This window comes from Kosakonia sp. (assembly GCF_032104925.1).
GTDB lineage: Bacteria > Pseudomonadota > Gammaproteobacteria > Enterobacterales > Enterobacteriaceae > Kosakonia.
The window spans coordinates 498,116-519,264 of record NZ_DAMCGF010000003.1 but is presented as its reverse complement, the minus strand read 5'-3'; the positions used below and the strand labels follow the sequence as shown (position 1 = coordinate 519,264).

Here is a 21,149-nt window from a genome sequence, read left to right as displayed (position 1 = left end):
GGCGACCATCAGGTCGCCTTTTTGTTGCCGGTTACAGCAGATTACTGCTGTGAAGCCTGGATCGCGGTCAGTGCGATGGTGTAGACGATATCGTCAACCAGCGCGCCACGGGACAGGTCGTTAACCGGTTTGCGCATACCCTGCAGCATCGGCCCGATGGAGATCAGGTCGGCAGAACGCTGTACCGCTTTGTAGGTGGTGTTACCGGTGTTCAGATCCGGGAAGATGAACACGGTAGCGCGACCTGCAACCGGAGAGTTCGGCGCTTTGGATTTCGCAACGTCAGCCATAACGGCAGCGTCGTACTGCAACGGACCGTCGATCACCAGGTCAGGACGTTTTTCCTGTGCCAGACGCGTTGCTTCGCGCACTTTCTCTACATCGCTACCCGCGCCGGAGTTACCGGTGGAGTAGGAGAGCATTGCCACACGCGGTTCGATACCGAACGCGATAGCGGAATCCGCAGACTGAATCGCGATTTCTGCCAGCTGTTCAGCGGTCGGATCCGGGTTGATGGCGCAGTCACCGTACACATAAACCTGTTCCGGCAGCAGCATAAAGAACACGGAAGAAACCAGTGAGCTGCCCGGTGCGGTTTTGATCAACTGCAGCGGCGGACGGATGGTGTTCGCGGTGGTGTGCACAGCACCGGAAACCAGACCGTCAACTTCGTCCTGTTCCAGCATCAGCGTGCCGAGAACCACGTTGTCTTCCAGCTGTTCGCGGGCGACGGCTTCGGTCATGCCCTTGCTCTTACGCAGCTCAACCAGGCGAGCAACGTAGCTTTCACGTACCACGTCCGGATCGACGATTTCAATCCCGGTGCCCAGCTCAACGCCTTGCGCAGCGGCAACGCGATTGATCTCGTCCGGGTTACCCAGCAGGATACAGGTCGCGATACCACGTTCAGCACAGATAGCGGCAGCTTTCACGGTACGCGGTTCGTCGCCTTCCGGCAGAACAACGCGTTTGCCCGCTTTGCGCGCCAGCTCAGTCAACTGGTAACGGAATGCCGGCGGAGAGAGACGACGGCTGCGTTCGGAAGTTGCGGTCAGAGAATCGATCCACTGGGCATTGATGTAGCCAGCTACGTATTCCTGAACGTTTTCGATACGCTCGTTATCATCAACCGGAACTTCCAGGTTGAAGCTCTGCAGGCTCAGGGAGGTCTGCCAGGTGTTGGTATTCACCATAAATACCGGCAGGCCGGTGGCGAATGCACGTTCACACAGTTTGCGCACGCTGGCGTCCATTTCGTAACCGCCAGTCAGCAGCAGCGCCCCGATTTCCACGCCGTTCATCGCGGCAAGGCAAGCAGCAACCAGCACGTCCGGACGATCTGCGGAGGTCACCAGCAGTGAACCAGGGCGGAAGTGTTCCAGCATGTGCGGAATGCTGCGCGCACAGAAGGTCACGGATTTCACACGGCGGGTTTTGATATCGCCTTCGTTAACAATGGTCGCATTCAGGTGGCGGGCCATGTCGATTGCGCGGGTAGCAATCAGATCGAAGCTCCACGGCACAGCGCCCAGCACCGGCAGCGGGCTGGCTTCTTGCAGTTTCGCCGGATCGATATGAATAACTTTTGCTTTGGACGAGTCATCAAAAATTTCAGACAGGTCAGGGCGGGTACGGCCTTGTTCATCAACCGGTGCGTTCAGTTTGTTAACGATAACGCCAGTGATGTTGGTGTTTTTCGTGCCGCCGAAGCTGTTGCGGGTCAGTTCGATACGCTCTTTCAACTGCTCTGGCGTGTCGGTGCCCTGAGACATGACAAACACGATTTCTGCGTTCAGCGTTTTCGCGATTTCAAAGTTCAGCGATTGCGCGAACTGATGTTTACGCGTCGGAACCAGACCTTCAACCAGCACCACTTCAGCGTCTTTGCTGCTTTCGTGATAGCGGGCGATGATCTCTTCCATCAGCACGTCTTTCTGGTTGCTGGAGAGCAGCGACTCAACGTGGCTCATTTTCAGCGGTTCTGCTGCAGTCAGGCCAGAGTTGGCACGCACGATTGTGGTGGTCTGGTCTGGCGCATCGCCACCGGCGCGCGGCTGAGCGATCGGTTTAAAGACGCTCAGACGAACGCCTTTGCGTTCCATAGCACGGATAACGCCAAGGCTGACGCTGGTCAGGCCGACGCTGGTTCCGGTAGGGATCAGCATAATAATACGGGACACGGTTAATCCTCTTTCGTTACCGTCTTGCGAGACGGGTTACAAAACAGCACCGCCAGCGTGGGCTGGCGGTGTGTGGAATCAGGCAGTCAGGCGGCTCGCGTCTTGCGCGATGACCAGCTCTTCGTTTGTCGGGATAACGACAGCCGGGCGGGTGCCTTCTTTGTTGATAAAGCCAGACTTACCAAAACGGGCAGCCAGGTTACGTTCGTGATCAACTTCAAAGCCGAGAACGCCCAGTTTGCCCAGAGACAGCTCACGTACCATGGCGGCGTTTTCACCGATACCGCCGGTGAAGACAACCGCGTCCAGACGACCGTCCATCAGCGCAGTGTAAGAGCCGATGTACTTCGCCAGACGGTGGCAGTAAACGTCCATTGCGCGTTTCGCGTCTTCTTTATCTTTGTAATTGTCTTCTACATAACGGCAGTCGCTGGTGACTTCGGTCAGACCCAGCAGACCGGACTCTTTGGTCAGCATTTTGTTGATAGCTTCAACGCTCATACCCAGAGTGTCATGCAGATGGAAAATGATAGCCGGATCGATATCACCAGAACGGGTACCCATTACCAGGCCTTCCAGCGGGGTCAGACCCATGGACGTATCAACGCATTTGCCGTTACGGATAGCGGAAACAGAACCACCGTTGCCCAGGTGGCAGGTGATGATGTTCAGTTCTTCAACCGGTTTGTTCAGGACTTTGGCTGCTTCCTGAGTCACATAGAAGTGGCTGGTGCCGTGTGCGCCGTAGCGACGAACGCCATGCTCTTTGTACAGTTTGTACGGCAGCGCATACAGGTAGGATTCTTCCGGCATGGTGGTATGGAACGCCGTGTCGAAGACAGCCACGTTTTTGTCTTTCAGGTTCGGGAAGGATTTCAGCGCTTCGGCGATACCGATCAGATGAGCCGGGTTGTGCAGCGGTGCGAAAGAGGCTGCATCTTTGATACCCTGAATAACGGATTCGTCGATAACCACAGAGCTGGTGTATTTTTCGCCACCGTGCACGATGCGGTGACCGATTGCGGTCAGCTGTGCAGACAGTTCTGGTTTTTGTGCCAGAATAGTGTTAACGATAAAGTTCAGCGCTTCGCTGTGAGCGGCACCTGCACCTAAAGCCGCTTCTTGTTTACCGCCATCAATTTTCCACTTGATGCGCGCTTCAGGAAGATGGAAACATTCGGCTAAACCAGAAAGGTACTCGTCACCATTAACTGCATCGATGATTGCGAATTTCAGTGAGGAGCTACCGCAGTTCAGAACCAGTACTAACTTACTCGACATGGAAGTACCTATTTATGATACGTGGCTAAAAAAGGTCAGTGAGTCGCACAGCGTAGCGCAGGTGGACACTGACAATTATGATTAACATCATGCCGGGTTTACTTTCTGGCATGATGAGAAGAATACATAAAATTTTAAGCTATTTTGCGCAAATTTCAGGCAGTGGCATAATGAGCTTAAATTTGACGACTTAAAGATATTCGTCTAATGAACCGGTCAAGGCCGCCACAGGATACCTGATACCAGGTGGGATTGACAAAAAATTTTAACGATGTCATTCACAGTTGTTGTTTTGCACAATTTTTTTAATTTTTATATGTGAAGTTGAGGTAAACCATGTCCACTTCAGAGAATCGACCCGTCACTTTTTTTAGTTTGTTTCGTCGGGGTCAGCACTATGCGAAGACCTGGCCTATGGAAAAACGCCTCGCTCCGATGTTCGTTGAAAACCGCGTGATCCGCGCAATGCGCTATGCCACGCGCTTTATGCCGCCAGTGGCAGTGTTCACTCTCTGCTGGCAAATTGCGCTCGGTGGCCAGCTTGGCCCGGCGGTGGCTACCGCGTTGTTTGCGCTGAGCCTGCCAATGCAAGGGCTTTGGTGGCTGGGTAAGCGTTCCGTGACGCCGCTACCGCCGTCGATTCTGCACTGGTTTTATGAAGTGCGCGGCAAGCTGCAAGAGGCGGGTCAGGCGCTGGCACCTGTAGAGGGTAAGCCTGATTACCAGGCGCTGGCCGACACGCTTAAACGTGCTTTTAAGCAGCTCGATAAAACATTTCTTGATGATTTGTGAGTTTGAGCAAATTTCGTAATCTCTATAAAAGAAGGCATTTTTGCGATGTCTTCTTTTTTATTTTTCATCGTGTTCTACCCAAAACCCCCGGCAAATCAAAAAAGCCGTCTTTTTCAGCAGGTAAACTCAAGACATCTTTTTTAATGCGCCGATGTGCCACAGGAGTCGAAAGATGGAAATGACTAATGCCCAACGTCTGATCTTATCCAACCAGTACAAAATGATGACCATGATGGACCCGGCAAATGCGGAGCGCTATCGCCGTTTGCAAACCATTATTGAGCGTGGATATGGCCTGCAAATGCGTGAGTTGGATCGTGAATTCGGCGAGTTGAAAGAAGAGACCTGTCGCACGGTTATCGACATCATGGAGATGTACCACGCACTGCATGTCTCCTGGACCAACCTGAAAGACACCAGCGCCATTGATGAGCGCCGCGTGACTTTCCTTGGCTTTGACGCCGCAACGGAAGCGCGTTATCTCGGCTATGTGCGTTTTATGGTCAACATCGAAGGCCGTTATACCCATTTCGACGCGGGAACCCATGGCTTTAACGCGCAAACCCCAATGTGGGAAAAATATCAGCGCATGCTGAGCGTGTGGCACTCCTGCCCGCGTCAGTACCACCTGAGCAGTAACGAAATTAATCAGATTATTAACGCCTGAGGAGGTGAGTGTGCAGTGTAAAGGATTTCTGTTTGACCTGGATGGCACCCTGGTGAATTCGCTGCCTGCCGTGGAGCGGGCATGGTGTAACTGGGCTGATCGATTTGGTATCGCGCATGATGAAGTACTGAATTTTATCCATGGCAAACAGGCGATTACCTCGCTGCGGCATTTCTTACCGGGCAAGTCTGAAGCAGAGATTGCGGCTGAGTTTACCTGGCTTGAACAAATTGAAGCGGCAGATACCGATGGCATTACCGCTCTGCCTGGCGCGATTGCGCTGCTTCAGCACTTAGATGAGTCAGCGATTCCGTGGGCCATTGTCACTTCCGGGTCGGTGCCTGTCGCGCACGCGCGACATCGTGCGACCGGGTTGCCGACGCCGAAAGTGTTCGTCACCGCCGAGCAGGTCACACGCGGCAAACCTGAGCCTGATGCTTATCTCCTCGGCGCTCAGCTGCTGGGGTTGGCACCGCAAGAGTGCGTGGTGGTGGAAGATGCGCCGGCGGGCGTCCTTTCCGGCCTTGCAGCAGGTTGCCATGTGATTGCGGTAAATGTTCCTGCAGATGCGCCCCGGCTTGATGAAGTAGATTTCCGGCTCACCACACTCGACGCGCTCGATGTCGCAAAACGGCCGGACGGCCTGGTGAATGTCACGCTAAAGGCCTGATTCCATGATTTAACCCCACTTTTGTGGGGTTTTTTATGGCACTATTTCTCCACTCTCAACTGACAAGGATTCGTTGTGAACGGTGAACTTATCTGGGTACTGTGTCTGCTGGGCATCGCGGTGGTGCTTTTTGCGACGGGCAAAGTGCGTATGGATGCTGTTGCGCTGTTTGTTATTGTTGCCTTCGTTCTCAGTGGAACGCTGACGCTTTCCGAAGCGTTTTCCGGTTTTAGCGACCCGAACGTCGTATTAATTGCCGCTCTGTTTATCATCGGCGATGGCCTGGTGCGCACCGGTGTGGCGACGAATATGGGGACGTGGCTGGTCAACATGGCGGGCAGCAGCGAAATCAAAATGCTGGTGCTGTTGATGGTTACCGTTGCCGGGCTTGGCGCGTTTATGAGTTCGACCGGGGTGGTGGCGATCTTCATCCCGGTAGTGCTCAGTGTGTCAATGCGCATGCAGATTTCGCCGTCACGGCTGATGATGCCGCTCAGCTTCGCCAGTCTTATTAGCGGCATGATGACGCTGGTAGCGACGCCGCCAAATCTTGTCGTTAACAGCGAATTGCTACGCGAAGGCTTTAGCGGGTTCAGCTTTTTTAGCGTGACGCCTTTAGGGCTGGTGATCTTGCTGCTTGGCATTATTTATATGCTGTTGATGCGTTTCACGTTGAAAGGGGAGAGTGACGATACCGCGCGTGAAAGCTGGAAACGCCGTAGTTTTCGCGATCTTATTAAGGAGTATCGTCTTGCCGGACGGGCGCGCCGCCTGGCGATTCGCCCCGGTTCGCCAATGATTGGGCAGCGCCTGGATGATTTACAACTGCGTGAACGCTATGGTGCCAACATTATCGGTGTTGAGCGCTGGCGACATTTCCGGCGTGTCATTGTTAACGTTAATGGGGTGTCCGAATTTCGTGCCCGCGATGTGCTGCTGATTGATATGTCTGCCGCCGAAGTCGATTTGCGCCAGTTTTGCGCTCAACAATTGCTTGAGCCGATGATCCTGCGCGGTGAGTATTTTTCCGACCAGGCGCTGGATGTTGGAATGGCGGAGGTGTCGTTGATCCCCGATTCGGAACTGATTGGTAAAACCGTGCGCGAAATCGGTTTTCGCACCCGCTACGGTCTTAATGTTGTTGGTCTGAAACGCAACGGCGAGGCGCTGGAAGGCGCAGTGACGGATGAAACGTTGCAACTGGGCGATGTTTTTCTGGTGGTCGGCAACTGGAAACTTATCAGCCAGCTTGGTTCGCACGGGCGCGACTTTGTGGTGCTCAACTTACCAGTGGAAGAGAGCGCCGCTTCCCCGGCGCACAGCCAGGCGGCACACGCTATTTTTTGTCTGGTATTGATGATTGCATTGATGCTGACTGATGAAATTCCCAATCCGGTGGCCGCGATCATAGCTTGTATGCTGATGGGCAAATTTCGCTGTATTGATGCGGAAAGTGCGTATAAAGCGATCCACTGGCCGAGCATTATTTTGATTGTCGGCATGATGCCGTTCGCGCTGGCGCTGCAAAAAACCGGCGGTGTGGATTTGGTGGTGAAAGGGTTGATGGATTTGGGCGGCGGCTACGGCCCACATCTGATGCTGATATGTCTGTTCGTGATGTGCGCCACGATTGGGTTATTTATCTCTAACACCGCCACTGCGGTATTGATGGCGCCGATTGCGCTGGCGGCGGCGAAATCGATGGGCGTGTCACCTTATCCGTTTGCCATGGTCGTGGCGATGGCGGCCTCGGCGGCGTTTATGACGCCTGTTTCCTCACCGGTGAATACGCTGGTTTTAGGGCCGGGTAACTATCAGTTCAGTGATTTCGTAAAAATTGGCGTGCCGTTCACGTTACTGGTGATGGTGGTCTGCGCATTATTAATCCCGGTGCTGTTTCCGTTCTGACCTGGCCGGGCTGTTAGCCCGGCATGTTCAGTTACAGCGGCGAATCCTGGCTGATCTCATCCAGCGACAGATGGAAGCTCGGTACAAACACCTGCATAAAGTAATCCATTTCCGGGCTGCGGCGCGCATCGAGCGTTTTTTCCAGCCGTGATTTGGCCAGCAGGAATTCGTTGTTGCCAGCGGAGAGCTCTTCCAGACATTTCAGATAAGCGCACAGGGCATCTGCCTGTTTCACGATCGATTTTTCTTCTGCGGTGTAGTGATGCTCATCGATCAGCGGGGCAAAAATATCACGCAGTTCTTCCGGCACCATCTCGACCAGCTTCTGCTGGGCGATCTTCTCAATGGCTTTATATTCCTGGGCGATTTGCGAGTTGAAATATTTTACTGGCGTTGGCAAATCGCCGGTCAGTACTTCCGATGCATCGTGGTACATCGCCAGCAGTGCGATGCGCTCGGCATTGAGCTGGCCTGCGAATTTACGGTTTTTAATGGCCGCCAGCGCGTGGGCGACCATCGCGACTTGCAGGCTATGTTCGGAGACATTCTCTGTGCGCACATTGCGCATCAGTGGCCAGCGATTGATAAGTTTAAGGCGGGAAAGGTGGGCGAAAAAGTGGCTCTGACTCATGGTTTACCTTGTCTGTGACTGCGACCTGAGCCATTGTGCGCAGAGAGTGGGGGAAGATGCAAATCCTCCCCCGGTATCCTTACTGGTGGTAACCCGAGAGGAAACGACCAAAACGGGTAATCGCCATTTCCAGATCGTCTTCACGCGGTAACGTCACAATTCGCACGTGATCCGGCCATGGCCAGTTAAACGCAGAGCCTTGTACCAGAAGCACTTTTTCCTGCAACAGGAAGTCGAGAACCATTTTCTGGTCGTCGTGAATATTGAAGCGTTTGGCGTCGATTTTCGGAAACATATACAACGCGCCGCTTGGTTTCACGCAGGAAACGCCCGGAATCTCGTTGATCAGCTCCCACGCGCGGTTACGCTGTTCATACAGGCGACCGCCGGGCACAATAAATTCACTAATGCTCTGGTAGCCGCCGAGCGCGGTCTGAATCGCATGTTGAGCCGGAACGTTGGCGCACAGGCGCATCGATGCCAGCATCTCCAGTCCTTCAATGTAGCCTTTCGCGTGCTTTTTCGGCCCGCTCAACACCATCCAGCCCTGGCGAAATCCCGCGACGCGATAGGTTTTCGACAGCCCGTTAAAGGTGATGGTGAACAGATCCGGCGCGAGTGCGGCAATGGAGTGATGCTGCGCTTCGTCGTAAAGAATTTTGTCGTAGATTTCATCTGCAAAGATGATGAGGTTGTGCTGACGCGCAATCTCAACGATTTCCAGCAGCAGCTCTTTTGAGTAGACCGCGCCGGTTGGGTTGTTCGGGTTGATAATGACAATCCCGCGCGTACGCGGCGTAATTTTGGCGCGGATATCGTCGAGATCGGGGAACCAGCCTGCCGATTCATCGCATAAATAGTGCACCGCTTTGCCGCCAGAGAGTGAGACGGCAGCGGTCCACAGCGGGTAATCCGGTGCGGGCACCAGCATTTCGTCACCGCTGTTCAGCAACGCCTGCATCGACTGCACAATCAACTCGGAAACACCGTTGCCAATATAGATGTCTTCTACAGTGATTTCGCGCATGCCGCGCGCCTGGTAGTGCTGCATGATGGCTTTGCGCGCGGAATAGAGCCCTTTTGAATCGCAGTAACCTTGCGCGCTGGGCAGGTTGCGGATCACATCAACCAGAATTTCATCCGGTGCCTCGAAGCCGAAAGGGGCTGGGTTGCCGATGTTGAGTTTGAGGACCTTGTTGCCTTCTTCTTCAAGACGTTTTGCTTCTTTCAGAACCGGGCCACGGATGTCGTAACAGACGTTATCTAATTTGCTGGATTTTTCGATGGAGGACATGAACCTTTGACCTTTTAGCTGGAATAGCCACTGCCTGCCGTGGAAGTGAGCACGGAACAATGTACTCCCCCCTCGGTCCGTTTTGAAGGGTTAGCAGGAGAAGATTTTGTCTTAATGTCTCTGATGGTTAACGATTTTTTAACTATTTATTGGGCTTTATGTTTTTTATTTTTTCTGTGTTTGTTTTATGTTTTGGTTTTTAATGCTGATTTTGTGTTTTTAGGTGAGATTTTTTACCGCCTAAAAGCGTTCGTTTAGTCTCGGTTTGAGGCCGTTGTGCTACGGTAGAATTCGCTTTCTGCTTAAAACCAGCGCGATAGATTTCCTCCTCATTCGGCCTGGCGAAGAGGTGAGTTGGCTGTGAACGCAATGTTAAGCATTATTAATAGTTAGTTCTTCACTTAATTAATAGCTATTTAATATTGAGAATGGGAACGATGACTATCACTAATATTAATAAGTAGATGGTGTGGTGGAAGCCATTTGTTTGCTTAAGATAATTCGTAATAATGCTTATAAATATAAAGGTTTTAGGTTAAACTCGTGGGGCAAGAAATGGAACTGATACCAAAGGCCTTGCTTTAGTTAAGGTTTATTTCTTAATTGTAGTTGATTGTTATTACTCGCTTTTAATTCTGACCAGTTATATAGGCTGGTTCTATATGGCGCAGTGCTATGTATAGCCTATGAACGTTGCACAAACATGTTTTTCTTAAAAGGAATAACGCGCTTTGGCATCTTTTATATATCTAAAAGGAATGGCAGAAGGCGAAATAAAGCCATCGAGTTCAGCTTGCGTTAGACAGCGAACTATAAACACCTGAACGACTGCCAGCTTTACCTGGTTATAAACCTGCTGGATGCACTTTTTAAATGGAATTACTTAATCTTACGAGCACAGCATAAACCCGGGTCACTCCGCGCGAACGACCCGTAAGTGAAAAATTATGATAAATGCAAATCGTCCGATATTGAATCTCGACCTCGATCTGCTGAGAACTTTCGTTGCGGTCGCCGATCTAAACACTTTTGCTGCGGCCGCTGCTGCAGTTTGTCGCACACAATCCGCCGTAAGTCAGCAAATGCAGCGGCTTGAACAATTAGTGGGAAAAGAATTATTTGCCCGTCATGGCCGCAATAAACTGTTAACTGAACATGGTATTCAGTTACTGGGATATGCGCGAAAGATCTTACGTTTCAATGACGAAGCATGCACGTCGTTAATGTTTAGCAACCTTCAGGGCGTCTTAACTATTGGTGCTTCTGATGAGTCTGCGGACACCATTTTACCGTTTTTGCTTAATCGTATTAGCTCGGTATACCCGAAGTTGGCTCTTGATGTGCGCGTGAAACGCAACCCCTTTTCTGACGAACGCGAACAAGAGCATGATGTTGATCTCGTGGTGACGACTCACCGTTCCGCGCAATTCGATTGCCTGACGTTACGCACATCGCCCACGCACTGGTACTGCTCGGCTGAGTACGTGTTACAGAAAAGTGAGGCGATACCACTGGTTCTGTTGGATGAGCCCAGCCCATTTCGCGATATGGTCATCAATTCGCTGAATGATGCGGATATTCCCTGGCGTATGGCTTATGTTGCTTCGTCGCTGTCGGCGGTCAAAGCTGCTGTAAAAGCCGGATTAGGTGTAACCGCGCGGCCGGTGGAAATGATGAGCCCTGATTTGCGCGTGCTGGGCAGAGCCGAAGGGCTGCCGCTGTTGCCGGATACGGAATATTTGCTCTGTTATAACCCGCAAAGCCGCAATGAGCTGGCACAGGTAATTTTCCAGGCCATGGAACATTATCAAAACCCCTGGCATTACAGCGGCGGTACTCCTGAAGGAGGAGGCGATCCGCTGGTTATCGAAGGGGATTTTAGCTAACATCCCCTGCCAAATCTGGTAACAAAATGTAAGTGCAAAAATGAACCGCTGGCGGCAAAAAAGCGGTTATCGGTTCATTTTGCGCACAGATGATGAATCACAGAAACCCCATTCCTGAAAATTATTCTTTCTTTCAATAATTTAATATCACTCACAGCAAGATCTCCTTTTTTCAACTATAGTCTTTCATGCCTGCTGGTCATGTTAAAAATCAAGGCGGATTGTTGCTGTTTCACTGAATGAATTAACAAAAGCGTGTCTCAGATCAAGAAAATACTCCCGTTGAGGGGGAGGAATCCGGACAAAATCCTGTCAAAATAAGCGGGTAATTAGTGTAAAACCTCGCTACGGACACGATTCAACACCTGGATATTTCTTGTGAATGTTTGAAGCCGTTCAAGAAAACGGCACTAAATGTTAATGAATTGCTGCCGATGTAAACTAATGTGAGGAAACCTTTGTTAAAGTTGACAAAAGGTTATAGAAAGGAGTAAAAACCCACATCGTTTAGCTGTTTTCGCCTTTTACACAGTTAATGTGTGGTTTTTTATTCCTCCCCGTGAATCGATGTGGCGTCATCTGCCAGCAAGAGCAGAGGTAATAACGCTACCTTTTGAGTTAAGCAATGCGTATGTCAACATCCACTGAAATCATCGCTCATCACTGGGCATTCGCTATCTTTCTTATTGTCGCCATTGGCCTGTGTTGCCTGATGCTGATCGGCGGTCGGTTTTTGGGCGGTCGCGCACGCGCGAGGCACAAAAACGTTCCTTTCGAATCGGGTATCGACTCCGTCGGTTCCGCTCGCTTACGTCTATCCGCCAAGTTCTACCTGGTGGCCATGTTCTTCGTCATCTTCGATGTGGAAGCGCTCTATTTATACGCATGGTCAACCTCCATTCGCGAGAGTGGTTGGGTCGGGTTTGTCGAAGCCGCAATTTTTATATTAGTGCTGCTGGCTGGTCTGGTTTATCTGGTGCGTATTGGCGCGCTGGATTGGACGCCCGTGCGTTCGCGCCGTGAGCAAATCAACCCAGAGACTAACAGCTACACTGACAGTCAACGCTAACCGCGAGGCAATAAGATGGATTATACGCTCACCCGCATAGATCCTAACGGTGAGAACGACCGTTACCCCCTGCAGAAACAGGAGATCGTAACCGACCCCCTGGAACAAGAAATTAACCGTAGCGTTTACATGGGCAAACTCGAGAATGCCCTGCACGATATGGTGAACTGGGGACGTAAAAACTCAATTTGGCCATATAACTTTGGCCTGTCGTGCTGTTACGTAGAGATGGTGACATCCTTTACGGCGGTGCACGACGTTGCGCGTTTTGGTGCGGAAGTGCTGCGTGCATCTCCTCGTCAGGCAGACCTGATGGTGGTAGCGGGCACATGCTTTACCAAAATGGCGCCGGTCATTCAGCGCCTTTACGACCAGATGCTGGAACCTAAATGGGTTATCTCCATGGGCGCCTGTGCCAACTCTGGCGGTATGTACGACATCTACTCAGTCGTACAAGGCGTCGACAAATTTATCCCGGTGGATGTTTACATCCCAGGCTGCCCGCCGCGTCCTGAAGCCTATATGCAGGCGCTGATGCTGCTGCAGGAGTCGATTGGCAAGGAGCGTCGTCCGCTCTCATGGGTGGTTGGCGATCAGGGCGTTTATCGCGCCAATATGCAGTCGGAACGCGACCGTAAGCGTGGCGAGCGTATCGCCGTGACCAATCTGCGTACGCCGGACGAGATTTAATTTGCGCCTGTGGGTAATGGAAGAAACTTCGCATTTCAATAATCCAATAACGCGAAGCCATACCCAACAGTCACCACGGACCCTTTGCAATGGTGAACAATATGACCGATTTAACTGCGCAAGAAGCCGCATGGCAGACCCGGGATCATCTGGATGATCCGGTCATTGGCGAATTGCGCAACCGTTTTGGGCCGGATGCCTTTACCGTTCAGGCGACCCGCACCGGGGTACCCGTTGTTTGGGTTAAGCGTGAGCAGTTGCTGGAAGTGGTCGATTTCTTAAAGAAATTACCGAAACCGTACGTCATGCTGTTCGATTTGCACGGCATGGATGAACGTCTACGCACACACCGCGCCGGTTTGCCCGCCGCGGATTTTTCCGTTTTCTACCACTTCATTTCCATCGATCGCAACCGCGACATCATGCTGAAAGTGGCGCTGGCCGAAAACGATCTGAATGTGCCGACGATGACCAAACTTTTCCCGAACGCCAACTGGTATGAGCGTGAAACCTGGGAGATGTTTGGCGTTACCTTTAATGGTCACCCGCACCTGACGCGCATCATGATGCCGCAAACCTGGACGGGTCACCCGCTGCGTAAAGATTACCCGGCGCGCGCAACCGAATTCGATCCGTTTGAGCTGACCAAAGCCAAACAGGATCTGGAAATGGAAGCGTTGACCTTCAAGCCGGAAGACTGGGGCATGAAACGCGGCACCGAAAACGAGGACTTTATGTTCCTCAACCTCGGTCCGAACCACCCCTCTGCGCACGGTGCGTTCCGTATCATCCTGCAACTGGACGGCGAAGAGATCGTCGACTGCGTGCCGGATATCGGTTACCACCATCGTGGCGCGGAGAAAATGGGTGAGCGCCAGTCCTGGCACAGCTACATTCCTTACACCGACCGTATCGAATATCTCGGCGGTTGCGTAAACGAAATGCCTTACGTGCTGGCGGTAGAAAAACTGGCCGGTATCACCGTGCCGGATCGCGTCAACGTGATCCGCGTGATGCTGTCTGAACTGTTCCGCATCAATAGCCACCTGCTTTATATCTCAACCTTCATCCAGGACGTAGGCGCAATGACGCCGGTGTTCTTCGCCTTTACCGATCGTCAGAAAATCTACGATCTGGTGGAAGCGATCACCGGTTTCCGTATGCACCCGGCCTGGTTCCGCATTGGCGGCGTGGCGCACGATCTGCCGCGTGGCTGGGATCGTCTGCTGCGCGAATTCCTCGACTGGATGCCAAAACGTCTGGCCTCTTACGAGAAAGCGGCACTGCGTAACACCATTCTGAAAGGCCGCTCACAGGGCGTTGCCGCTTACAACGCAAAAGAAGCGCTGGAGTGGGGCACGACCGGTGCTGGCCTGCGTGCGACCGGCATCAATTTTGACGTGCGTAAAGCGCGCCCGTACTCCGGTTACGAAAATTTCGACTTTGAAATCCCGGTTGGCGGTGGCGTGAGCGATTGTTACACCCGCGTGATGCTGAAAGTTGAAGAGTTGCGCCAGAGCCTGCGCATTCTTGAGCAGTGCCTCAACAACATGCCGGAAGGCCCGTTCAAAGCGGATCACCCGCTGACTACGCCGCCGCCGAAAGAGCGCACGCTGCAACATATCGAAACCCTGATTACTCACTTCCTGCAAGTGTCGTGGGGCCCGGTAATGCCGGCCAACGAATCCTTCCAGATGATTGAAGCAACCAAGGGTATTAACAGTTACTACCTGACCAGCGACGGCAGCACCATGAGCTACCGCACCCGCGTTCGTACCCCGAGTTTTGCGCACCTGCAGCAAATCCCGTCGGCCATCCGCGGCAGCCTGGTATCAGACTTGATTGTCTATCTGGGTAGTATCGATTTTGTTATGTCAGATGTGGATCGCTAATTATGCACGAGAATCAACAACCACAAACCGAGGCTTTTGAGCTGAGTGCGGCAGAGCGTGAGGCAATTGAGCACGAGAAGCACCACTACGAAGACCCGCGTGCGGCGTCCATTGAAGCGCTGAAGATTGTTCAGAAACAGCGTGGTTGGGTGCCGGACGGCGCAATTTACGCCATCGCTGATGTGCTGGGTATTCCGGCGAGCGATGTCGAAGGCGTGGCAACCTTCTACAGCCAGATCTTCCGCCAGCCGGTTGGCCGCCATGTTATTCGCTATTGCGACAGCGTGGTTTGCCACATCACCGGCTATCAGGGCATTCAATCAGCGATTGAAAGCCACCTGAAGATCAAACCGGGCCAGACAACGTTCGATGGTCGCTTTACGCTGCTGCCGACCTGCTGTCTGGGTAACTGCGATAAAGGCCCGAACATGATGATTGATGAGGATACTCACAGCCATCTGACGCCGGACGCGATCCCTGACTTGCTGGAGCGGTATAAATGAAAACAGTTATCCGTACTCCTGAAACGCATCCGCTGACCTGGCGTCTGCGCGATGACAAACAGCCGGTCTGGCTCGAAGAGTACCAGAGCAAAAACGGTTACGCCGGTGCGCGCAAAGCGCTGACCGGCATGGCGCCGGATGAGATTGTCAACGCGGTTAAAGATTCTGGTCTGAAAGGTCGCGGTGGCGCGGGCTTCTCCACGGGCCTGAAGTGGAGCCTGATGCCGAAAGACGAATCCATGAACATCCGTTACCTGCTGTGTAACGCCGATGAAATGGAGCCGGGCACCTATAAAGACCGCCTGCTGATGGAGCAACTGCCGCACCTGCTGGTGGAAGGGATGCTGATTTCGGCATTCGCGCTGAAAGCCTACCGTGGCTACATCTTCCTGCGCGGTGAATATATTGAAGCGGCGGTGCATCTGCGCCGCGCGATTGCGGAAGCAACCGAAGCCGGTTTGCTCGGCAAGAACATTCTTGGCAGCGGTTTCGACTTCGAACTGTTCGTGCATACCGGTGCGGGACGTTATATCTGCGGCGAAGAAACGGCGCTGATTAACTCGCTGGAAGGCCGCCGCGCTAACCCACGCTCCAAACCACCGTTCCCGGCCAGTTCCGGCGTGTGGGGTAAACCGACATGTGTTAACAACGTCGAAACCCTGTGCAACGTCCCGGCGATTCTGGCGAACGGCGTTGAGTGGTATCAGAACATTTCGACCAGCAAAGATGCGGGCACTAAGCTGATGGGCTTCTCTGGCCGCGTGAAAAATCCGGGTCTGTGGGAGCTGCCGTTTGGCACCACCGCGCGTGAAATCCTTGAAGATTACGCAGGCGGTATGCGCGATGGCCTGAAATTTAAAGCCTGGCAGCCGGGCGGGGCAGGTACTGACTTCCTGACCGAAGCGCACCTCGACTTGCCGATGGAGTTTGAAAGCATCGGTAAAGCGGGCAGCCGTCTCGGTACGGCGCTGGCGATGGCCGTTGACCATGAAATTGGCATGGTGTCGCTGGTACGCAACCTGGAAGAGTTCTTCGCTCGTGAGTCCTGCGGCTGGTGTACGCCGTGCCGCGATGGTCTGCCGTGGAGCGTGAAAATCCTGCGTGCGCTGGAGCGCGGCGAAGGCCAGCCTGGAGATATCGAGACACTTGAGCAACTGTGTCGTCAACTCGGGCCGGGTAAAACCTTCTGCGCGCATGCGCCAGGTGCGGTTGAACCGTTACAGAGCGCGATTAAATATTTCCGCGAAGAGTTCGAAGCGGGCATTAAACAGCAATTCAGCAATACCCATGCAATTGGCGGTATCCAGCCAAACTTGCTGAAAGCGCGCTGGTAATGGTTCTCCCCTCATCAGACAGATGAGGGGAACGCGAACAGAATTTTGATTAACTCTTAGTCGCTGACTGAGACAACTGGAAGCATGCTAATGGCTACTATTCATGTAGACGGCAAAGAATACGAGGTAAACGGAGCAGACAACCTTCTTGAGGCGTGTCTCTCTTTAGGCCTTGATATTCCTTATTTTTGCTGGCATCCGGCGCTGGGGAGCGTGGGTGCGTGCCGCCAGTGTGCGGTGAAGCAATATCAAAACGCGGAAGACACGCGTGGCCGCCTGGTAATGTCCTGTATGACACCGGCATCCGACGGTACTTTTATCTCTATTGATGACGACGAAGCGAAGCAGTTCCGTGAAAGCGTGGTCGAGTGGCTGATGACCAACCACCCGCACGACTGCCCGGTCTGCGAAGAAGGGGGCAACTGCCACCTGCAGGATATGACCGTAATGACCGGTCACAGCTTCCGTCGCTATCGTTTCACCAAACGTACGCACCGTAATCAGGATCTCGGCCCGTTCATCTCTCACGAAATGAACCGCTGTATCGCCTGTTACCGCTGCGTGCGTTACTACAAAGACTATGCGGACGGCACGGATCTTGGCGTGTATGGCGCCCATGACAACGTCTACTTCGGTCGCCCGGAAGACGGCGTGCTTGAGAGCGAATTCTCCGGCAACCTGGTGGAAATCTGCCCGACCGGCGTATTCACCGATAAAACCCACTCCGAGCGTTATAACCGTAAGTGGGATATGCAGTTCGCGCCGAGCATCTGCCAACAGTGTTCACTGGGTTGTAACACCAGCCCTGGCGAACGTTATGGCGAACTGCGCCGCATCGAAAACCGTTACAACGGTACTGTTAACCACTACTTCCTTTGTGACCGTGGTCGTTTTGGCTATGGCTACGTCAACCTGAAAGACAGACCGCGCCAGCCGGTTCAGCGCCGTGGCGACGATCTGATTACCCTCAACGCCGAACAGGCGATGCAGGGTGCGGCGGATATTCTGCGTCAGTCGAAGAAAGTGATCGGTATCGGTTCTCCGCGCGCAAGCGTAGAGAGTAACTTCGCGCTGCGTGAACTGGTTGGTGCAGAAAACTTCTACACCGGTATTGCCAAAGGTGAGCAGGAACGTCTTGAGCTGGCGCTGAAAGTGCTGCGCGAAGGCGGCATCCGTACCCCGGCGCTGCGTGAAATTGAATCCTATGATGCGGTTCTGGTTCTTGGGGAAGATATCACCCAGACCGGCGCGCGCGTCGCGCTGGCGGTTCGTCAGGCGGTGAAAGGCAAAGCACGCGAAATGGCGGCGGCGCAAAAAGTGGCCGACTGGCAGATCGCGGCGATTATGAACATTGGTCAGCGTGCTAAACATCCGCTGTTTGTTACCAACGTCGACAGTACCCGTCTGGACGATATCGCAGCGTGGACCTACTGCGCACCGGTAGAAGATCAGGCTCGCTTAGGTTTCGCCATCGCGCATGCGCTGGACGACGCGTCTCCTGCGGTTGACGGTCTGAGCAATGACCTGAAAAGCAAAGTGGATGTGATTGTTCAGGCATTAGCCGGGGCGAAAAAGCCACTGATTATCTCCGGAACTAACGCCGGTAGCACGGCGGTGATTCAGGCGGCGGCAAACGTAGCTAAAGCGCTGAAAGGCCGTGGTTCTGATGTCGGCATCACCATGATTGCCCGTTCGGTAAACAGCATGGGGCTGGGGCTTATCGGTGGCGGTAGCCTCGATGACGCGCTGGCTGAGCTGGAAAGCGGCAGTGCTGACGCCGTTGTCGTGCTGGAAAACGATCTGCACCGTCACGCTTCTGCTGCCCGCGTTGACGCGGCGCTGGCGAAAGCGCCGCTGGTGCTGGTGGTTGATCATCAGCGCACCGCCATTATGGACAGCGCTCATCTGGTGCTCTCCGCAGCCAGCTTCGCTGAAAGCGACGGTACGGTCATCAACAACGAAGGCCGCGCGCAGCGCTTCTTCCAGGTGTATGACCCGACCTATTACGACAGCAAAACGCTGATGCTGGAAAGCTGGCGCTGGCTGCACTCGCTGCACAGCACCGTGCAAAACCGCGAAGTGGACTGGACGCAGCTTGATCATGTGATCGACGCGGCTATTGAAGCGCTGCCGCAGCTGGCCGGTATTAAAGACGCCGCGCCGGATGCCAGCTTCCGCATTCGTGGTCAGAAACTGGCGCGTGAACCGCACCGCTACAGTGGACGCACCGCGATGCGCGCCAATATCAGCGTGCACGAACCGCGTCAGCCGCAGGACAAAGACACCATGTTCGCTTTCTCAATGGAAGGGAACAACCAGCCGTCCGCGCCGCGTTCGCAAATTCCGTTTGCATGGGCGCCGGGCTGGAACTCCCCGCAGGCCTGGAACAAATTCCAGGACGAAGTGGGTGGTCACCTGCGTCACGGCGATCCGGGCGTACGCCTGATCGAAGCGTCTGAAAGCGGTCTTGATTATTTCACTACCGTACCAGGCGCGTTCGAAGCGCAGGATGGCAAGTGGCGTATCGCGCCTTACTATCACCTGTTTGGCAGTGATGAATTGTCGCAGCGCTCTCCGGTGTTCCAGAGCCGCATGCCGCAGCCGTACATCAAGCTGAACCCGGCAGACGCCGCGAAGCTTGGCGTGAACGCGGGCGCGCATATCTCCTTCACTTACGAAGGGCAGACGATCAGCCTGCCGTTGCAGGTTTCGGAAGGTCTGGTGGCAGGGCAGGTTGGTCTGCCAATGGGGATGCCGGGTATCGCGCCGGTACTGGCCGGAGCACGTCTTGAAAATCTGCAGGAGGCGCAAGCATGAGCTGGTTAACACCGGATGTTATCGACATTCTGTTAAGCATTCTGAAAGCGGTCGTCATTCTGCTGGTGGTGGTCACCTGCGGTGCGTTCATGAGCTTTGGTGAACGTCGTCTGCTCGGTCTGTTCCAGAACCGTTACGGGCCGAACCGCGTAGGCTGGGGTGGTTCACTCCAGCTGGTGGCGGACATGATCAAGATGTTCTTTAAAGAGGACTGGATCCCGCGCTTTTCGGACCGCGTGATTTTTACTCTTGCGCCAATGATTGCCTTTACCTCGTTGCTGTTAGCGTTCGCCATTGTGCCGGTCAGCCCCACCTGGGTGGTGGCCGACCTCAATATCGGGATCCTGTTCTTCCTGATGATGGCGGGTCTGGCAGTTTACGCGGTGCTGTTCGCTGGCTGGTCGAGTAACAACAAATACTCGTTGCTCGGTGCGATGCGTGCCTCCGCGCAGACTCTGAGCTATGAAGTGTTCCTCGGGCTTTCCCTGATGGGTGTGGTTGCGCAGGCCGGTTCATTCAACATGACCGACATCGTTAACAACCAGGCCGGTTTGTGGAACGTTATCCCGCAGTTCTTCGGTTTTGTGACTTTCGCGATCGCGGGCGTTGCGGTGTGTCACCGTCACCCGTTTGACCAGCCGGAAGCGGAGCAGGAGCTGGCGGATGGTTACCACATCGAATATTCCGGTATGAAGTTCGGCCTGTTCTTTGTCGGGGAGTACATCGGTATCGTCACCATTTCCGCGCTGATGGTCACGCTGTTCTTCGGTGGCTGGCAAGGACCGTTGTTACCGCCATTCATCTGGTTCGCGCTGAAAACCGCGTTCTTTATGATGATGTTCATTTTGATCCGCGCCGCGCTGCCGCGTCCGCGTTATGACCAGGTGATGTCCTTCGGCTGGAAAGTCTGCCTGCCATTGACGCTGATTAACTTGCTGGGAACGGCGGCTGTCATTCTCTGGCAAGCGCAATAAGGGGTGAAAAGACCATGACTTTAAAAGAATTACTCGTGGGCTTCGGCACCCAGGTTCGTAGTATCTGGATGATTGGCCTGCATGCGTTCGCCAAACGCGAAACGCGTATGTACCCGGAAGAGCCGGTCTATCTGCCACCGCGCTACCGTGGCCGTATCGTGCTGACGCGCGACCCGGACGGTTCCGAGCGCTGCGTTGCCTGTAACCTGTGTGCGGTAGCCTGCCCTGTCGGCTGTATCTCGCTGCAAAAAGCGGAGATGCAGGACGGCCGCTGGTATCCGGAATTTTTCCGTATCAACTTCTCGCGCTGCATTTTCTGCGGTCTGTGCGAAGAAGCGTGCCCGACAACGGCGATTCAGCTCACCCCGGATTTCGAGATGGGCGAATACAAACGTCAGGATCTGGTGTACGAAAAAGAGGATCTGCTGATCTCCGGTCCGGGCAAATACCCGGAATATAACTTCTACCGGATGGCAGGTATGGCAATCGACGGCAAAGATAAAGGCGAAGCGGAAAATGAAGCCAAGCCTATCGACGTCAAGGGCCTGTTACCGTAAGGAG

General features: G+C 53.6%; 17 protein-coding genes. 13 read left to right on the top strand and 4 right to left on the bottom strand.

The features are described 5' to 3' along the window. Positions 1-41: 41 nt before the first annotated feature. Both pta and ackA read right to left on the bottom strand, forming a co-directional pair. The gene (gene pta, locus RT644_RS08605) at positions 42-2,180 is read right to left on the bottom strand and encodes a phosphate acetyltransferase (protein ID WP_017458608.1); all 2,139 of its coding nucleotides are present in this window, start codon (positions 2,178-2,180) and stop codon (positions 42-44) included. Between the two features lie 78 nt (positions 2,181-2,258). Further along, positions 2,259-3,461 (bottom strand): acetate kinase, encoded by a 1,203-nt coding sequence (gene ackA, locus RT644_RS08600; RefSeq protein WP_020454536.1) that lies wholly within the window; start codon positions 3,459-3,461, stop codon positions 2,259-2,261. 336 nt (positions 3,462-3,797) lie between these two features. On the opposite strand from ackA, the gene yfbV reads away from it, so the two are divergent. From yfbV to RT644_RS08580, 4 genes are all read left to right on the top strand, one after another. Next, the gene (yfbV, locus tag RT644_RS08595; RefSeq protein ID WP_044489434.1) at positions 3,798-4,253 is read left to right on the top strand and encodes a terminus macrodomain insulation protein YfbV; all 456 of its coding nucleotides are present in this window, start codon (positions 3,798-3,800) and stop codon (positions 4,251-4,253) included. 172 nt (positions 4,254-4,425) lie between these two features. Further along, on the top strand, positions 4,426-4,920 hold the full coding sequence (locus RT644_RS08590; protein WP_020454534.1) for a YfbU family protein: 495 nt from the start codon (positions 4,426-4,428) through the stop codon (positions 4,918-4,920). 10 nt (positions 4,921-4,930) lie between these two features. Beyond that, positions 4,931-5,590: a sugar phosphatase gene (locus RT644_RS08585; protein ID WP_313626376.1), complete on the top strand. Its 660-nt coding sequence runs from the start codon at positions 4,931-4,933 to the stop codon at positions 5,588-5,590. A gap of 75 nt (positions 5,591-5,665) precedes the next feature. Beyond that, positions 5,666-7,498, top strand: a complete 1,833-nt coding sequence (locus RT644_RS08580) for an SLC13 family permease (protein WP_313626375.1) — start codon at positions 5,666-5,668, stop codon at positions 7,496-7,498. 31 nt (positions 7,499-7,529) lie between these two features. On the opposite strand, the gene yfbR is transcribed toward RT644_RS08580, so the two are convergent. Then, entirely contained in the window at positions 7,530-8,129 is a 600-nt protein-coding gene (gene yfbR, locus RT644_RS08575; protein ID WP_020454531.1) for a 5'-deoxynucleotidase, read from the bottom strand. Between the two features lie 79 nt (positions 8,130-8,208). After that, positions 8,209-9,423: a pyridoxal phosphate-dependent aminotransferase gene (locus RT644_RS08570; protein ID WP_020454530.1), complete on the bottom strand. Its 1,215-nt coding sequence runs from the start codon at positions 9,421-9,423 to the stop codon at positions 8,209-8,211. Positions 9,424-10,370: 947 nt separating this feature from the next. Between RT644_RS08570 and lrhA the strand changes: the two genes are divergently transcribed. From lrhA to nuoI, 9 genes are all read left to right on the top strand, one after another. Further along, a complete protein-coding gene (lrhA, locus tag RT644_RS08565) occupies positions 10,371-11,309 on the top strand; it encodes a transcriptional regulator LrhA (RefSeq protein WP_045512998.1) in 939 nt (312 codons plus the stop codon). Positions 11,310-11,934: 625 nt separating this feature from the next. Further along, positions 11,935-12,378, top strand: coding sequence for an NADH-quinone oxidoreductase subunit NuoA (nuoA, locus tag RT644_RS08560; protein ID WP_017458599.1), 444 nt, complete (start codon positions 11,935-11,937; stop codon positions 12,376-12,378). Positions 12,379-12,393: 15 nt separating this feature from the next. Then, a complete protein-coding gene (gene nuoB, locus RT644_RS08555) occupies positions 12,394-13,068 on the top strand; it encodes an NADH-quinone oxidoreductase subunit NuoB (protein WP_007371088.1) in 675 nt (224 codons plus the stop codon). An 89-nt stretch (positions 13,069-13,157) separates the two neighbouring features. Next, positions 13,158-14,960 (top strand): NADH-quinone oxidoreductase subunit C/D, encoded by a 1,803-nt coding sequence (gene nuoC, locus RT644_RS08550; protein WP_020454526.1) that lies wholly within the window; start codon positions 13,158-13,160, stop codon positions 14,958-14,960. A 2-nt stretch (positions 14,961-14,962) separates the two neighbouring features. Continuing rightward, positions 14,963-15,463, top strand: a complete 501-nt coding sequence (nuoE, locus tag RT644_RS08545; protein WP_017458597.1) for an NADH-quinone oxidoreductase subunit NuoE — start codon at positions 14,963-14,965, stop codon at positions 15,461-15,463. After that, entirely contained in the window at positions 15,460-16,797 is a 1,338-nt protein-coding gene (gene nuoF, locus RT644_RS08540; protein ID WP_020454525.1) for an NADH-quinone oxidoreductase subunit NuoF, read from the top strand. Before nuoE ends, nuoF begins: the two co-directional genes overlap by 4 nt. A gap of 90 nt (positions 16,798-16,887) precedes the next feature. After that, a complete protein-coding gene (gene nuoG / locus RT644_RS08535; RefSeq protein WP_020454524.1) occupies positions 16,888-19,614 on the top strand; it encodes an NADH-quinone oxidoreductase subunit NuoG in 2,727 nt (908 codons plus the stop codon). Further along, positions 19,611-20,588 (top strand): NADH-quinone oxidoreductase subunit NuoH, encoded by a 978-nt coding sequence (gene nuoH, locus RT644_RS08530; RefSeq protein ID WP_017458594.1) that lies wholly within the window; start codon positions 19,611-19,613, stop codon positions 20,586-20,588. The genes nuoG and nuoH overlap by 4 nt, the downstream gene beginning before the upstream one ends. Before the next feature lie 14 nt (positions 20,589-20,602). After that, complete coding sequence (nuoI, locus tag RT644_RS08525) at positions 20,603-21,145, top strand: NADH-quinone oxidoreductase subunit NuoI (RefSeq protein ID WP_017458593.1); 543 nt, start codon at positions 20,603-20,605, stop codon at positions 21,143-21,145. Positions 21,146-21,149 lie beyond the last annotated feature (4 nt).

What these genes read in the sequence shown, in the direction of transcription:
- ackA (WP_020454536.1), bottom strand. Translation starts at nt 3,461, where the DNA reads ATGTCGAGTAAGTTAGTACTGGTTCTGAACTGCGGTAGCTCCTCACTG.
- yfbV (WP_044489434.1), top strand. Translation starts at nt 3,798, where the DNA reads ATGTCCACTTCAGAGAATCGACCCGTCACTTTTTTTAGTTTGTTTCGT.
- RT644_RS08590 (WP_020454534.1), top strand. Translation starts at nt 4,426, where the DNA reads ATGGAAATGACTAATGCCCAACGTCTGATCTTATCCAACCAGTACAAA.
- yfbR (WP_020454531.1), bottom strand. Translation starts at nt 8,129, where the DNA reads ATGAGTCAGAGCCACTTTTTCGCCCACCTTTCCCGCCTTAAACTTATC.
- RT644_RS08570 (WP_020454530.1), bottom strand. Translation starts at nt 9,423, where the DNA reads ATGTCCTCCATCGAAAAATCCAGCAAATTAGATAACGTCTGTTACGAC.
- lrhA (WP_045512998.1), top strand. Translation starts at nt 10,371, where the DNA reads ATGATAAATGCAAATCGTCCGATATTGAATCTCGACCTCGATCTGCTG.
- nuoA (WP_017458599.1), top strand. Translation starts at nt 11,935, where the DNA reads ATGCGTATGTCAACATCCACTGAAATCATCGCTCATCACTGGGCATTC.
- nuoB (WP_007371088.1), top strand. Translation starts at nt 12,394, where the DNA reads ATGGATTATACGCTCACCCGCATAGATCCTAACGGTGAGAACGACCGT.
- nuoC (WP_020454526.1), top strand. Translation starts at nt 13,158, where the DNA reads ATGGTGAACAATATGACCGATTTAACTGCGCAAGAAGCCGCATGGCAG.
- nuoE (WP_017458597.1), top strand. Translation starts at nt 14,963, where the DNA reads ATGCACGAGAATCAACAACCACAAACCGAGGCTTTTGAGCTGAGTGCG.
- nuoF (WP_020454525.1), top strand. Translation starts at nt 15,460, where the DNA reads ATGAAAACAGTTATCCGTACTCCTGAAACGCATCCGCTGACCTGGCGT.
- nuoG (WP_020454524.1), top strand. Translation starts at nt 16,888, where the DNA reads ATGGCTACTATTCATGTAGACGGCAAAGAATACGAGGTAAACGGAGCA.
- nuoH (WP_017458594.1), top strand. Translation starts at nt 19,611, where the DNA reads ATGAGCTGGTTAACACCGGATGTTATCGACATTCTGTTAAGCATTCTG.
- nuoI (WP_017458593.1), top strand. Translation starts at nt 20,603, where the DNA reads ATGACTTTAAAAGAATTACTCGTGGGCTTCGGCACCCAGGTTCGTAGT.